The organism is Brevundimonas sp. 01N35 (genome assembly GCF_056399785.1).
The window spans coordinates 26,906-40,216 of record NZ_JBFTRZ010000008.1 but is presented as its reverse complement, the minus strand read 5'-3'; the positions used below and the strand labels follow the sequence as shown (position 1 = coordinate 40,216).

The window sequence follows — 13,311 nt, the reverse complement described above, 5'->3', positions numbered from 1 at the left end:
ACCGCGCGGACGAAGGGCCGTCAGGCCTTCGCGCCCTTGCGGCCCGTTTTCTTGTGAACAGGATCGGCGTTCGCGCGCGCCTCGTCCAGAGGCCATCGCGGTCGGGCGGCGACATCAATGTCCGAAACCATGCCTTTTTCCAGCCGCTCCGCCCCCGCCAGCGCGATCATGGCGGCGTTGTCGGTGCAATAGACCATGGGGGGCGCCAGGAAGCCAAAGCCGTGCTTGGTCGCCAGATCCTCCAACATGCGCCGGATCGTCTTGTTGGCCGCCACCCCGCCCGCGACCACAAAATGAAGATGCTCATGCGCCTCAGCATAGGCCACCATGGCCCGCTCGGTCCTCTCCGACAGCTGGCGCGCGATCGCCTTCTGCACTGCGTCGGCCAGATCGGCCTTGTCCTGATCCGTCTCGCAGGTCTGGGCCAGCCGCGAGGCCGCCGTCTTCAGCCCCGAGAAGGAGAAGTCGCAGTCCTTGCGGCCCAGCAGCGCCCTCGGCAGCTCAAACCGCGACCCGTCGCCGGACGCCGCCAGCGTCTCCAGCGCCGGCCCGCCCGGATAACCCAGGCCCATGGCCTTGGCGATCTTGTCGAAGGCCTCGCCCGCCGCGTCGTCGATGGTGGTGCCGAGGCGGCTCATGTCGCCGATGCCGCGCACCTCCAGCAACTGGCAATGCCCGCCCGAGACCAGCAGCAGCAGGAAGGGATAGGTCGTCTCCGCTCCCAGCCGCGCCGACACCGCGTGGCCTTCCAGGTGGTTGACCGCGATCAGCGGCAGGTCGCGCGCCAGCGCCACGGCCTTGCCGTAGGACAGACCCACCATGACCCCGCCGACCAGACCCGGCCCGGCGGTCGCCGCCACGCCGTCGAGCGCGGCATAGCCGATCCCGGCCTCGGCCATGGCCCGGCGGGCGACGCCGTCGATCATCTCGACATGGCTGCGCGCGGCGATTTCCGGCACCACGCCGCCGAAGGCCGCGTGCTCGTCGATCTGGCTGTGAATGACGCTGGACAGGACCTCGGCCCCGCTCGCCGACAGGCGCACCACCGAGGCGGCGGTCTCGTCGCAGCTGGTCTCCAGGCCCAGAACCGTCAGCACGGCGCCGGGGGCGCGGCCTTCGGCCCCACCCGCGCCAAGGCTCGGCTTGGTTGCCCCCGTCGTTCCGCTGCTATAGTCCGCGCCAGTGTTCATCGGGCCCGAGGTAGCGGCCCGTTCCCCCTTTCGCAACGGGCTGCGCGACTTCATGACCCCGCTTCTTCGCATCGGCACCCGCCGCTCCAAGCTGGCGCTGGCCCAGTCCGGCATGATGCAGCGCGCCATCGGCCGCGCTCTGGGCATCGCTGAAGCCGACATCGAACAGCTCGTGCCCCTGGTCGAGATCGTCACCACCGGCGACCGGGTTCAGGACCGCCGCCTGCTGGAGATCGGCGGCAAGGCCATGTTCACCAAGGAGATCGAAGAGGCCCTGCTCGACGGCCGCATCGACGTCGCCATCCATTCGATGAAGGACGTGCCGGCCGAACAACCCGCGGGTCTGGCCATCGCCGCCGTCCCGGAACGCGAGGACGCCCGCGACGGCTTCATCAGCGAGCATTTCGCGGCCTTCGCCGATCTGCCCCACGGCGCCCGCCTCGGCACCGCCTCGCTGCGCCGGCAAGCCCAGGCCCTGTCCCTGCGCCCCGACCTGCAGATCGAGATGCTGCGCGGCAATGTCGACACCCGGCTGCGTCGCCTCAAGGACGGCGACTTCGACGCCATCCTCCTGGCCTGTTCGGGCCTGAACCGCCTCGGCCTGTCCGAGGTCATCCGCGAGCGCCTGTCGCTCGACGCCTTCCTGCCCGCCCCAGGTCAGGGCGCCCTGGCCATCCAGACGCGCGAGGACGACGCCTCCGCCGACTGGACCCGCGCCCTCAACCACGACCTGACCGCTCTCGCCGTCGCCGCCGAGCGCGGCGCCATGTCGGCGCTGGAAGGCTCGTGCCGCACCGCCATCGGCGCCCACGCCGTGATCGAGGGCGACGCGCTGCGTCTGACCACGGAAATGCTCAGCCCGGACGGCTCGGCCCGCTGGCGTCGCGCCGGCGAGATTTCCGGGGTGTCGGCGACGACCGCCCACGACGACGCCCGCCTTCTAGGCCAGCGCCTCGGCGCCGAGGTCCAGGCCGAGGCCGGCGACCAGAAGATCGACCTCTAGGCCATGGGTCCGATCCGGCGCGTCTGGATCACCCGCGCCCAGTCCGGCGCCGCGCGCACCGCCGCCCGGCTGACGGCGCTCGGCTTCGAGCCCGTCGTCGCGCCCCTGCTGACCATCCGGCCTCTGCCCGACGCCCTGCCCCGTTTCTTGGCTGCCGCGCCCGACCTGACCACGGTCGCCGCCCTCGCCTTCACCAGCCCCAATGGCGTCGAGGCCTTCGCCGCCTTGGTTCCCGCCCCCCTGCTGCGCGACCGCCCGGTCTTCGCCGTCGGCGACGCCACCGCCGAGGCCGCCCGCGCGGCGGGCTTCGCCGACGCCCGCTCGGCCGCCGGCGACATCCACGCCCTGGCCCGCCTCATCGCCGCCAGCCCGATCGACGGCCTGATCCTCGCCCCCGGCGCCCGCGAGCCCGCCGGCGACCTCGCCGCCCTGCTGCCCGACCGCGCGATCCAGCGCCTGCCGGTCTACGCCGCCGAGGAAACCGACGCCGCCGTCCCCGCCGCGTTCGACGCCGTCCTCGTCCACTCCCCCCGCGCCGCCCGCGCGCTCGCCGCCGTCCTGCCGCCCGCGGCCGCCCGAAACCGCCTCGCCGTCTGCATTTCTGCCGCCGCTGCAGCCCCGCTGGCCGCCCTCAGCTTTGCTGAAATCCGCACCGCCGAGGCGCCGGATGAAACATCCATGCTGACAGCGCTTGGCAAGTCCGCCCGACCCGTATAAAGAGCCGACCTCGCGCGGCTCTCCGACACTTTTGTGGGGCCGCCGACCGGAGCCGCTTTAGCTCAGCCGGTAGAGCACATCATTCGTAATGATGGGGTCAGGTGTTCGAGTCACCTAAGCGGCACCACCTCTCCTGAGTAGCGTTAGACAGGACGGCTCCCCGCGATGGGCGTAGAGGCGCTTCCGCTTGGGAGTTGCGTGGGTTCCTAGTGGGAGCGCTTCCGCAGGGAACTCAACGACGCCGTTTCAGATTTTGACTTGTAATTGAGGTTCGAAACACCGGCTCAATGGGCTGACCGGCAGCTTATCCCCCTATGTCCGATCTGACGCCCAAGGCCAAAATAAGGTGCTCAGAACGCGCTCTGGAACGGCATGGTGGCGATCATTATTTCACTTCGACGCGGACGTGGCGCGCAATGCGCGAGCCTATGAATGGCGGCATATCGTAGGTTGCGGACTCTCGCGAATCTTCATGATACGAAGAACTTGGGCAACTTCGCCCGCTAGCTAGCTGAGCCAACTTGGACTCTTATCTCGCCTTGGCAGAAAACGTCTTGCGGGCCGCTCGTCGGCCGCTAGCCGCGCGCGAGATTCTTGAGAGCGCCTACGCCTTAGGCATCGTGCCGCCCCAACTCTTTGGGAAAACCCAGCAAAAAACGCTAGGAGCGCGGCTTAGCGAGGACGTTCTGCTGCGGCGGGACCGTAGTGCGTTTTTTCGTACCGAGCCTGGCAAGTTCTTTCTTACAGAGTTTCTAGAAGACGCGACCGTCCCAGAGAACTATCGAACGCCCATCGTCGCTCGGCGAAGGGAGCGCGAGCTCCAGCGAGGCCGCTTCATCGCTGTACGCGAGCGAGAACTGACAGCAGCGGCACCAGAAGCTCGCCGCGCCGAGGCTCTTCAAGTGCTTCGGCGACAAGATTTCCGATACTTGGACTCGCTTAGCGAAAAGGCCAAAGACGAGCTCATCCTTTGGTCCTTCGTGATGGTCACCCGGGGCGACGATGTGCTGACCTATCGTCATGGCCGTTATCGGGAAGGCCGCGATGCCTTTCTCCAGCGGCGCTCAGTCGGGTTTTTCACACCAGTGGTGGATATCGACCGCGACCTCTTTGATCGCGGTGATCACGGTGTTGTCGCTAGCGGCGTGCGCGCAGTAGTGCTGGACTTGGATATGCCCAGAACCGTGTCGCATGACGCGGAATATCAAGAGTTAGCCAGACTAACTGACTTCCTTGTCCATCACGACAACGCGTCATCCGACAGCCTCCTTGCAATAGTAAGGTTTGACTGTCCTCAGTGGTTTGAGCCGCTTACCCGCAGGCTCGCCATTAACGACATGGCATGGCTCAGTCTTCGCACCCCGGTGAACCACCTCGAAGACTTCGACCCGTGGTCCCAGAGGGTGCTCTGCGGCAACGCCGTTGTCGCCCATGCGGCATCCCGGGGCGGTTTCTGAGTGCAGAAGGCGGTCGGGTTAATTCCGCAGGCGGAAGAGGATTACATCTTCCTGCTGCTTGGCCATACAGAGTCGGAAGGAAAGGAGCGCGGGCTAGAAAGGCTTTGCGGCCACTACCAGCGCGGCCTGCGACTCAGAAAGCCGCACCCCTTCTACTTGGCGTTCATCGGCTGTTTATACCATGCGACTCCAAGCGTCCGCAGGTGGGCCCTCAACGCCATCGCGGTGGCTGGGAAGAAGCATGAACATCTCCAATCTGTCCTGGACGCAATCGACCGTGACAGAGGTGATGAGGATATCTTCGCGGCGGGCATTGGCGCTCTTGTCGCACTGACGACCAGCGATGAGCGTGCGCCACTCCTTCAGCGAGCAAACGTGGCGCTGGAGGGAACTGCGCTCCTCGCAGCCGCCCAACAAGCCGACAGTTTCAAAAGCGAACTTGCCAAGCAGCGCGTGAACATCGAGACCGCCTCTCCGCCAGAACTGCGGCTGGCCGCCGTGCTGCTCGGCCTAGGCAAAGCTCCCGAACATCTGTTCGATCTGGGTCACGAAAACTCTGCCGTTATCGGTCGGTTGGATGCCCACCCGGATGCGCTAGTTGCTCAGTACGCCGTTTGGTCCATCTGCGAGCATCCGGCTCTCGGCCTTAGCCATATGTCGAGTTCCGTCCGTGACATCGAAAGCCGACCGGAACGAGTGCGTGGTTACACGTACCGGCTTATTACACAAGACGACGTGGTCGCCGAAGCGCACCGAGAGTTTATTCAGCTGGGATCAGTGGACCCTTCCGGCCGCGCACGCACCGGGTTGGCATGCGGCCTAGCAAAGGCGTTCTTTGATGGCTTGGAGGGGATGACCCTCGATTGGCACGATGCGGAGCAAGATCAGCCGATCAAGGAAGAGTTGCTGGACCACGTCGTGCGCTTCTCGGAGCGATCTGCGATCTACGAGGACAAGGCATATATGGAGTACGAAGCCGCCGCGCTCGGCAGCCTCCGACGTGCTCGGATGCGGGCCGCTGCCCAAGGCCTGCCGATCTACGCCCGATTCAAAAAGTTGGACATCGCCGGGGAGACTGGTTCCCTATTCGGAAACCTTCCACTGTTCGGTGAGACTCGAATGACCACGATCAACGCTACAACCGTCAATGCAGGCCTGATTGGGGACCACGCTAGGGTTGGAGGCGATTTGAAGGTCATCAATCAGTCGGCCGAGCGGGCGACCGAGGAACTGAAAGCTATCAAGACGATCCTTGATGAAGCTGGAAGTGACGCCTTGATTAAAGAGGGCAAGGACTTGGTCGCGGAAGCGACAGCGAAACCTACAAAGGGAACGATCACCAAGGTCCTAAAATGGATGAAGGGACTAGCCGAGGGGACCGGTTATCTCGCCGCTACGGTTGAAGGGTTCCGAAAGGGATACGAGGCTTTAGAGGGGCTCCTAGATGGTCTTCCCGACTTCTAATAACTCTTGGAATGTCCCCGCCCTTAGCTGCCGAGATCAGTTATCGACGTGGCGATCTCGCAAAACTCGATAACGTCCACCCTCCCGCTGGTACGGGGTGGGTCCGACGTGGGGAAGGCCTTCAGCACCTATCCGCGAGCGTTGCGATCCAAAGCATCACGCGGAAGCCGAGCTCACTTATTGGAACCATTCAGACCTTGCCGTCGGTTTCGTCAGCTACGTCGTAAAACTCGTATTCGTCATCGACGACACGCATCTGCCATCGGTGGCCCAGCGACAGGAGCGCCTGGTTGATCCAATCGACGGATACCACCGAGCGATCGTACCATGCCTCGTCGCGATCCAAGGGATGGCCTTGCCTGACAAACTCGACGAGTTTCAGGTCTTCGACAATGATCCGTCGAGCTTTGTATTGTGGAGTATCAGGCGAATCCCCACCCCGCCCAGGCTCGTTAGCCTGGGATCCATAAGGAGTTTTGATGTGGCCCGGGCGGTACTTAATCCCAAGCATCCCGGCCAGTTCTTGGTCCATAGCGGACCGGCCACCTCGACCGCCGCGCCCATCCGACTGAGGTGCCTCGCCGCCCATGCCACCGTAGGAGTGATGGTTGTCGCCAATGGCCTCAGCATCTCCTCCGGCTCCGCCCGGTCCGATACCGCCACGGCCGCCACGGCCGCCAACGGCCACGCTGTTGTCGCCCCTGACGCTCGCGTCGCCGCCCTTACCGCCACCGCCTACAGTCGTGCCGTCGCCTCCGGCTCCTCCTTGGGCCTTGCTACCATCACCCTCAACTTCAGCTCGACCGCCGTCGCCACCACCAACCTCGGTCATAGGAACAACCTTCCATGTCAAACATCGTAGACGGATTGCCCTTGGATCATTGGGCTGCTGCGTATCGGCCTGGCATCGTCGAGACGGCCGCCGAAACCTTTGTATACACGCGCGCCGGAGATGGCCTTCGCATTGCGTTTGGAAACTCCGGCCCTGTCATTGACGAGGCAGGAACTAGAGTCCCAGTGTTCCACCACGCGGTCAGTGTTCCGGCGCATCTCGCCGTTGAGTTGGCTCGCTTGATCCTCGCTCACTACGCGGCCCCAGGGCGCGCCGCCGGCGTCGTCCCCCCTCAGCCATGACCACCATCGCCGCCGCGCGCAGTGGATCCTCGTCCGCGCGCGGTGGCATCACCCCCGTCACCCCCCACAGAAGAACCGCGCGATCCGCCCCCGCCGCCAACGGCTTCCGAGTTCTCGCCCTCAGCGTTGGCCTTGCCCCCCCTACCGCCCCCGGCGGTGGGTGCTCTGGCGCGTATCGCGAGCCATCCGGCCCAAGCAAAGAGGCAGATCGTTAGAACGACAGTAGCGGGGACTAGCCAACTCGGGGGATCGTCGTAGTAGGCATTAATTGCGGCCGAGAAACCGCTCGTCGCGATGCCGAGGAGCAGCGGCACCCAGAACGTGTTGATGATGCTTCGCACGGGATGCTCTTCCATCTAGACTGACAGTTGAACCAACAGCGCGAGCATCGATAATGCAACCCCCGACTCAGAGCGCCGAAGCCGAGCTGGCCAAGACCGCCACAGCTACCTACGCCAACCGAGTCTTTGTCGACGCGGTAGAGGGCATGGTGCGGATCGCTTTCGGCGAGCTGTCAGAGGGGGGGCCCACGCACTTTCGGCAAGCCGTGGTGATGACGCCCGCGAACGCGTTGGCTCTTCAGGAACTGCTCGGGTCAATCGTGAAGCGCGTTCACACTGGGCCGACGTCAGCGAACTAAGGTAGCCAAAGACAAGCGGCCGACAATTCCTGCTCACGCTAGAAGTCTGCCTGAAGTCTTGGCCAACATCTAAATCGCCGAAGCCACCAGACTGCGCGGTTTCCGGCATCTTATATGAAGTAGATTCAGGGTTGTTCCTGTGCCTAGTCACTACCTGGATTCTTCGAATGCGGGAGCCGGAGCCGACTTAGAGAATCACTGAATCGGCAACCCTCAAGGGGTCGTCAGTCATGATCCCCTAGGCCCTCCACTCCGACCACTGCCAACCTCCTCACCGCCTACCAACCCAAGCCCTCGTGACCACCGTCACGGGGGCTTTTTCTTTGCCCAGAAAGGACTCAATCCATGCTGAAGCTGACCGACCGCGCCGCTGTCACGGCCGCACTAACCGACCAAACTCTCGACCCCGAACTACGAGCTCTGATCGGGTTACGTGCATGGCAGCTCGACGACGTGCGACGCCAACCGCTTGGCGAGACCATACAGTTTGTTGTCGTCCAACCGAGCGACACACCCACCGAGATTCACAACGCGGTGGGCTTCCCGATCACCTGGGACCAAGCCGATCAACCGGGCTTCGAGTGGATGGAAGACCACGGCTCTTGGTTCGAGCTCGCCTACGTCCTCACCGACGACCTCGGCATGATCGTCTTCGTAGCGGACCATGCCGACACCGACTTCACCCTCCGCTTCAACTGCCTAGGCCTAACCGATCGCCCTAAACTCAAAGAGAACAAATCATGAACTATGACACCCACATCTCGCCGCGCCAATCCAGACGAACCATCCGCCCCAAGCCCTCACGACATCGTCGCGGGGGCTTTTTTCTGGCCGAAAGGAGCTCTTCCATAGTTTACCTGAGCCACTGGCGCGGCGAATAGGATGCGGCGGCTACTTACCCTCATGACGCTGATCGTCGTGCTTGCGATCATCAAGGCGTCAGTAATGGCGCTCGTGATCGCGCTACTCCTAGCCCTGCTCTTCGCTGTTCTCACCCGGCCGTGCGAAACGCTCATCTTCTTGGGCGCTCTAGTGATGCTGGGATTTGCAAGCGCACAGCCCGTCATCTGTATTATCATCGTGGGTGTCGTCGGGCTCGCAGTGGTGATGGTCGGCGCGAGACGTAGATCGCATGGCAAGCTTCTCTTGACCGACGATCATGAGCGACGTTGACGCCGAGCTATCCGGCTAAATTGCAACTTCGCCAGGAAGCCGCTTCATCACCTCGCCGAAGAGCTTCGTGGGATCTGCATTCATCGCCTTCGCTAGTGCGACGAACTCCAACACGTCCACCCGGCGTTGGCCGCGCTCGATGATGGAAATGAAGGTCTGATCCTTCCCAACCCGCTTGGCGACCTGCGCCTGCGTTAGCCCTGCTGTCAGACGCGCCTCAACAAGCACCTCAATGAGGTGGCGATGATCGCCGCCAAAGATCGTTTTGGGCATCGAGTGCGTCGCCGATTTAAGACCGGCGATTCACCTATATGGAAAATTCCCGTAGGCAGTTTTTCCGTTTGGTAGGTATGGAACATTCCATATTTCGGAGATCTCTGAACTGGCCAGGAGGAGCCGGGATCAGGTTAGGCGCGGACTACGGCTCCCCGCCCCAGCGGCTCTCACAGACCACAGTGCCTGTCGGCCGGACTGCGATTGTCCGACCGCCCTGAAGAACGCGTCAAGGTATCAATCAAGGAGAACTTCATGCTCACTTACGTCCTAGCTGCCACTCTGCTGATGCAGTCGCCCGCCTCGGCGCAGTCGGCTCCCGCATCTCAAGCGACCACCGAAAATTCGATTGTCGGCAAATCAAATGCCCCCGCCTGGGGCAATGCTGAAGTTGCCGACTACCTCTGGACATTTGGACCTGACAAGGTCGTTGCCGAGGACCCCTTCGCATCCCCAACATCGCCAGTGCCGCCGAAGAATGTGGTGCTGTCGTTTCCAATTCCGCCACGCGCGAACTCGCTTTTGACCTACTGGACCTATGATCGCGACGCTCAAACCATGACCATCGTGGCCGGCGAAAACGATAACGCCGCATCAGGCTCGGCTAGGGTCAACGAAATCCCGGTGGGCACAAATCCAGCCATGCGCGGCTGGGCGCTGACTGCTCGTCGTGGTCCGCCAAGGTTGGCATTCAGTGGCAGGCGTGAAGTCCAGGTGCGGACCCGACATGTCACCGGCTTTGGTCAGGTACAGACCTACGCCACGCCGGGACAGAGGCCGGACGCCCGCGTGTTTCAGTACACCTTCTCTATTGAGCCTGAGGCGGCGCGGGCTCTGTCAGGCGAGTTGGAGTTGCGCGTATTCGGCAAGGCGCGCCCGTGGCGCGGGGAGCAGCGAACTTTCTGTGTCACCGACTACAGCGCGTTGAGCAGCGGAATTGAGGTTCGCCCCTGCTTCCTCACAGGGGACCTAGAGACTTATCAGGTCATAGATAAGCGCGACGGTTCGGTAATCCACGAATGGGACGCGAGGTAGGCGGAACGTCCTACAATGGCAGCAGCTAGGCCATATTCGCCGAGAATGCTGACGGCAAAGTAGGGGGCGATTTCGATCAAAAACGGGTCGCCCCCGCCAAATTCGTCTCAAACCACAACATACGGATAATTCGACGTTTTTTGGAGGCGGTCCAATCCCGTTGACTTAGCCCTATTCCATATCTCGTGGATAGGCAGTCTTGCGAGGCCTTATGACCGAACCAATCCACCCAAATCCCGAGAGCGAAAAGAGCAAACCGTCCATCCGCGTATCACCGGGCGACATGCACCTGGCCAGCCACGAAGCAGAGCAGGTGTTGGCCGCCACCGGCTGGTACTTCACCAGCGCCGGCATGCTCGTCCGGATCGTTGATCGCGGCAAACTCGGTATCGCGACCGAGCAGGTGAACGAGCAAACGCTCAAGGCCGTGTTATCGGCCATGATCGATTGGGAGCGGAAAGGCCGAGACGGCGTCTGGGTCCGCTGCGACCCTCCCCATGACGTCGTTAAGGCGCTCCTATTCGGCCAGGATCGCCATCATCTGCAACCGCTCAACGGGTTGGCCCGGCAGCCATACTACGCGCCAGACGGGCAGTTGATCGCTCAACCAGGCTATGATCCCGGCACAGCAATATATGGTGCTTTCGACGCATCGGACTATCCGCCCGACGACCCCACGCGCGAACTTGCCGAGCATTCGTTGGCCTATCTGGACCGGTACCTCGACGAGTTCGAGTTTGGATCGGCCATAGATCGATCCACCGCCCTCTGCGCATTCCTCACTGCCGTAAGCCGCCCGTCGCTCTCTGTCGCTCCAGCATTCAACATCACCGCCACGAGCTCGGGCAGTGGTAAAAGCTATTTGGCAGACATCATCACAGGGTTCGCTGGCCCAGACGAGCCTTACAGGGTGAGCTACCCTTCAGGCGCAGAGGAAGCGGGCAAGCTCATTGTAACGGTGCTGCTGGAAAGGCCTGCAGTCGTTGTCTTCGATGACATGCAGACCAACTGGAAGCCGCTCGGCCCCATAAACAGGATGCTGACCAGCCCCACGACCACCGAACGGCTGCTAGGCACAAATCGGAGCGCCACGGTCGCGACCAGAGCGCTATTCATCGGCACCGGAAACAACACGGAACCAGAACGCGATCTCCGACGACGGGTCGCCACAATCCGGATCGCACCGCGAAACGAAACGCCAGCCCTTCGATCATTCCGACGTGACCCCGTCGCCGAACTGCGGAAGCGTCGCCCGAAAGCCGTGAGATGCGCCCTGAACATCATCGGCGCTTACCGCGCGTCGGGCGAGACGATGAAGGACCTCCCCACTATCGGCACGTACGAGGAGTGGTCTTTACAGTGTCGCCATCCGCTCGTCTGGCTCGGCCTGCCAGATCCGGCCCAGAGCCTGATCGATCAGGTGTCCCACGATCCAGAGCGACAGTCCCTGGCTGAATTCCTCGACGCCTGGCACCAGCTCTTCAGCTCGAAATCGGTGACAGTCCGAATGCTGATCGCCAAGGCTGAACAGCATTCCGGATTTATGGAAGCCCTGGAAGAGCTTCCCATCATGGACGGTCGATACGTCAATCGAGGCAAGCTCGGCTGGTTCATCAGCAAGAACCGAGGCCGAAGAGCCGAGGGGTTGCGTATCGAGCCGGGCGATAGCTCCGAACGACGCTCCTGGAGAGTGGTCGCTGACTAGGCGGTCATGACTTCGGACCCACGCTCGACGCCACACGGCTGAACGGAAGGGGGTAAAGGGGCGCTCACCCTCTTTCCCCCTTTTCGACCACCCCGACCCGCCTTCGGAGCGGTCCAGACGCGGCCCTCAGGGCACGCTCCGGGCCTCAGCATGACCCGGCCCATCCCCGCCCCAGACGCGCCGCCTCAGCGGCCAACTCTAGGGCCACGCGGGCACGCCCCGGCTCCCCACCACCCTCACCCCCAACCCGCCGCGCCCCATCGCGGTTCACTGGCGCTCGCGCGCCAATCACTCACCGTGAAAGGAATCCACCATGCCCAAGGCCCACCTGACTCAGACCTTCGTCGCCAACGCCGGTTGCGAGATCGGCAAGAAGAAGACCGACTGGTATTGCACCAACACCACTGGCTTCGTGCTGGAGTGCCGCTGCACCGGCGGGAAGACCTATTACCTCCGCTACGTTGATCAGGCCGGGGGCCAGAAGCAGTACAAGATCGGCGGCTATCAGGACGTCACCTTCGCTGCAGCCAAGAAGAAAGCTCAGCATCTACGGTCAGAGGTGGTGATGGGCGGCGACCCCGGCGCGAAGAAGGCGCTGGCCAAGTCGGTGCCTCTGTATGGCGAACTGGCGTCCATGCACCTCGAGGCCGTCAAGGATCAGAAGTCATACTCCAGCATCGAAATGTGCATGCGGGTCCACATCATCCCCAAATGGGGGAAGACGCGCCTGACCGACATGAACAGCCGGTCTGTGGCCCAATGGCTGAGCGAGAAGCGGGCAAAGGGCTTGTCCCCGGCGACGGTGGAGAAGCTGAGGGTGCTCCTCGGCCGATCCTTCGTCCTGGGCTCCAGTTGAGACGTGCCGGGCACAGACAGGAATCCGACACGCGGCATACCTCGCAAGCCACTCAATAATGGCCGTGAACGCTTTCTTTCGGCTGAGGAGGCGGCACGGCTGAGGGAGGCGGTGGCGGCGTCTCAGAACACGCAGCTTCAGCACATCGTCGGCCTGCTGCTCCTCACCGGAGCACGACTGCGCGAGTTGCTGGACGCCCGATGGGAGAACGTCGATGTCAAACGTCGGTCCTGGCTCATCCCGACCAGCAAAACCGGCAAGCCGCGCCATGTCCCGCTTTCGACTGCCGCCTTGGCGATCATCGAAAAGCTGCCGCGCTTCAAGGACTGTCCTTGGCTGGTGCCGAACCCCGACACCCGCCTGCCCTTCGTGTCGATTAAACATGCTTGGCAGAAGGCGATTAAGGTGGCGAAGCTGCCGGGCCTACGGCTGCATGACCTGCGGCACTCGGCGGCGTCGTTCATGGTCAACAGCGGCGTCGATCTGTTCGCTGTCGGCAAGGTGTTGGGCCACGCCAGCTATCAATCGACCCAAAGGTACTCGCACCTGGCCAACGACACCCTGCTGAAAGCTGTCGAGGCCGGGGCGGCGAAGCAGGCCTGTTAAATATCTTCTCCGCCCCGCGCGCTGGCTTAGGCTGGTTCACGGGGCGGGCACCGGCCCT

The 13,311-nt window shown here is 63.0% G+C and carries 13 protein-coding genes and 1 tRNA gene; 11 read left to right on the top strand and 3 right to left on the bottom strand.

What is annotated here, in order from left to right; all coding sequences use genetic code 11:
• Window positions 1-20: 20 nt before the first annotated feature.
• Window positions 21-1,244: a tRNA (adenosine(37)-N6)-threonylcarbamoyltransferase complex transferase subunit TsaD gene (gene tsaD / locus AC1DJ5_RS09860; protein ID WP_441455154.1), complete on the bottom strand. Its 1,224-nt coding sequence runs from the start codon at window positions 1,242-1,244 to the stop codon at window positions 21-23.
• Here tsaD and hemC point away from each other — a divergent pair.
• From hemC to AC1DJ5_RS09835, 5 genes are all read left to right on the top strand, one after another.
• Window positions 1,243-2,193 carry a hydroxymethylbilane synthase gene (gene hemC / locus AC1DJ5_RS09855; protein ID WP_477020474.1) on the top strand — a complete coding sequence of 317 codons (951 nt, stop codon included), beginning with the start codon at window positions 1,243-1,245 and terminating at the stop codon, window positions 2,191-2,193. The genes tsaD and hemC overlap by 2 nt on opposite strands.
• Window positions 2,194-2,196: 3 nt before the next feature.
• Entirely contained in the window at window positions 2,197-2,910 is a 714-nt protein-coding gene (locus AC1DJ5_RS09850) for a uroporphyrinogen-III synthase (RefSeq protein WP_477020473.1), read from the top strand.
• Between the two features lie 51 nt (window positions 2,911-2,961).
• Window positions 2,962-3,037, top strand: a tRNA-Thr gene (locus AC1DJ5_RS09845).
• Window positions 3,038-3,431: 394 nt separating this feature from the next.
• A complete protein-coding gene (locus AC1DJ5_RS09840; protein WP_477020472.1) occupies window positions 3,432-4,367 on the top strand; it encodes an HTH domain-containing protein in 936 nt (311 codons plus the stop codon).
• Entirely contained in the window at window positions 4,368-5,831 is a 1,464-nt protein-coding gene (locus AC1DJ5_RS09835; RefSeq protein WP_477020471.1) for a hypothetical protein, read from the top strand.
• A 190-nt stretch (window positions 5,832-6,021) separates the two neighbouring features.
• Here AC1DJ5_RS09835 and AC1DJ5_RS09830 read toward each other — a convergent pair whose 3' ends face one another.
• Complete coding sequence (locus tag AC1DJ5_RS09830) at window positions 6,022-6,663, bottom strand: hypothetical protein (RefSeq protein WP_477020470.1); 642 nt, start codon at window positions 6,661-6,663, stop codon at window positions 6,022-6,024.
• 1,287 nt (window positions 6,664-7,950) lie between these two features.
• On the opposite strand from AC1DJ5_RS09830, the gene AC1DJ5_RS09825 reads away from it, so the two are divergent.
• Complete coding sequence (locus tag AC1DJ5_RS09825) at window positions 7,951-8,349, top strand: hypothetical protein (protein WP_477020469.1); 399 nt, start codon at window positions 7,951-7,953, stop codon at window positions 8,347-8,349.
• Between the two features lie 159 nt (window positions 8,350-8,508).
• Window positions 8,509-8,778 carry a hypothetical protein gene (locus AC1DJ5_RS09820; protein ID WP_477020468.1) on the top strand — a complete coding sequence of 90 codons (270 nt, stop codon included), beginning with the start codon at window positions 8,509-8,511 and terminating at the stop codon, window positions 8,776-8,778.
• 15 nt (window positions 8,779-8,793) lie between these two features.
• Here AC1DJ5_RS09820 and AC1DJ5_RS09815 read toward each other — a convergent pair whose 3' ends face one another.
• Entirely contained in the window at window positions 8,794-9,051 is a 258-nt protein-coding gene (locus tag AC1DJ5_RS09815; protein WP_477020467.1) for a helix-turn-helix domain-containing protein, read from the bottom strand.
• Between the two features lie 255 nt (window positions 9,052-9,306).
• On the opposite strand from AC1DJ5_RS09815, the gene AC1DJ5_RS09810 reads away from it, so the two are divergent.
• From AC1DJ5_RS09810 to AC1DJ5_RS09795, 4 genes are all read left to right on the top strand, one after another.
• The gene (locus AC1DJ5_RS09810; protein WP_477020466.1) at window positions 9,307-10,086 is read left to right on the top strand and encodes a hypothetical protein; all 780 of its coding nucleotides are present in this window, start codon (window positions 9,307-9,309) and stop codon (window positions 10,084-10,086) included.
• 211 nt (window positions 10,087-10,297) lie between these two features.
• Window positions 10,298-11,791, top strand: a complete 1,494-nt coding sequence (locus AC1DJ5_RS09805; RefSeq protein WP_477020465.1) for a hypothetical protein — start codon at window positions 10,298-10,300, stop codon at window positions 11,789-11,791.
• Window positions 11,792-12,104: 313 nt separating this feature from the next.
• Window positions 12,105-12,647, top strand: a complete 543-nt coding sequence (locus tag AC1DJ5_RS09800) for an Arm DNA-binding domain-containing protein (protein WP_477020464.1) — start codon at window positions 12,105-12,107, stop codon at window positions 12,645-12,647.
• A 3-nt stretch (window positions 12,648-12,650) separates the two neighbouring features.
• Entirely contained in the window at window positions 12,651-13,253 is a 603-nt protein-coding gene (locus AC1DJ5_RS09795; protein ID WP_477020463.1) for a site-specific integrase, read from the top strand.
• Window positions 13,254-13,311: the final 58 nt, after the last annotated feature.

Coding starts and splice junctions, on each gene's coding strand:
- AC1DJ5_RS09810 (WP_477020466.1), top strand. CDS start 9,307: ATGCTCACTTACGTCCTAGCTGCCACTCTGCTGATGCAGTCGCCCGCC.
- AC1DJ5_RS09820 (WP_477020468.1), top strand. CDS start 8,509: ATGACGCTGATCGTCGTGCTTGCGATCATCAAGGCGTCAGTAATGGCG.
- AC1DJ5_RS09825 (WP_477020469.1), top strand. CDS start 7,951: ATGCTGAAGCTGACCGACCGCGCCGCTGTCACGGCCGCACTAACCGAC.
- AC1DJ5_RS09800 (WP_477020464.1), top strand. CDS start 12,105: ATGCCCAAGGCCCACCTGACTCAGACCTTCGTCGCCAACGCCGGTTGC.
- AC1DJ5_RS09830 (WP_477020470.1), bottom strand. CDS start 6,663: ATGACCGAGGTTGGTGGTGGCGACGGCGGTCGAGCTGAAGTTGAGGGT.
- AC1DJ5_RS09850 (WP_477020473.1), top strand. CDS start 2,197: ATGGGTCCGATCCGGCGCGTCTGGATCACCCGCGCCCAGTCCGGCGCC.
- AC1DJ5_RS09805 (WP_477020465.1), top strand. CDS start 10,298: ATGACCGAACCAATCCACCCAAATCCCGAGAGCGAAAAGAGCAAACCG.
- AC1DJ5_RS09815 (WP_477020467.1), bottom strand. CDS start 9,051: ATGCCCAAAACGATCTTTGGCGGCGATCATCGCCACCTCATTGAGGTG.
- tsaD (WP_441455154.1), bottom strand. CDS start 1,244: ATGAAGTCGCGCAGCCCGTTGCGAAAGGGGGAACGGGCCGCTACCTCG.
- hemC (WP_477020474.1), top strand. CDS start 1,243: ATGACCCCGCTTCTTCGCATCGGCACCCGCCGCTCCAAGCTGGCGCTG.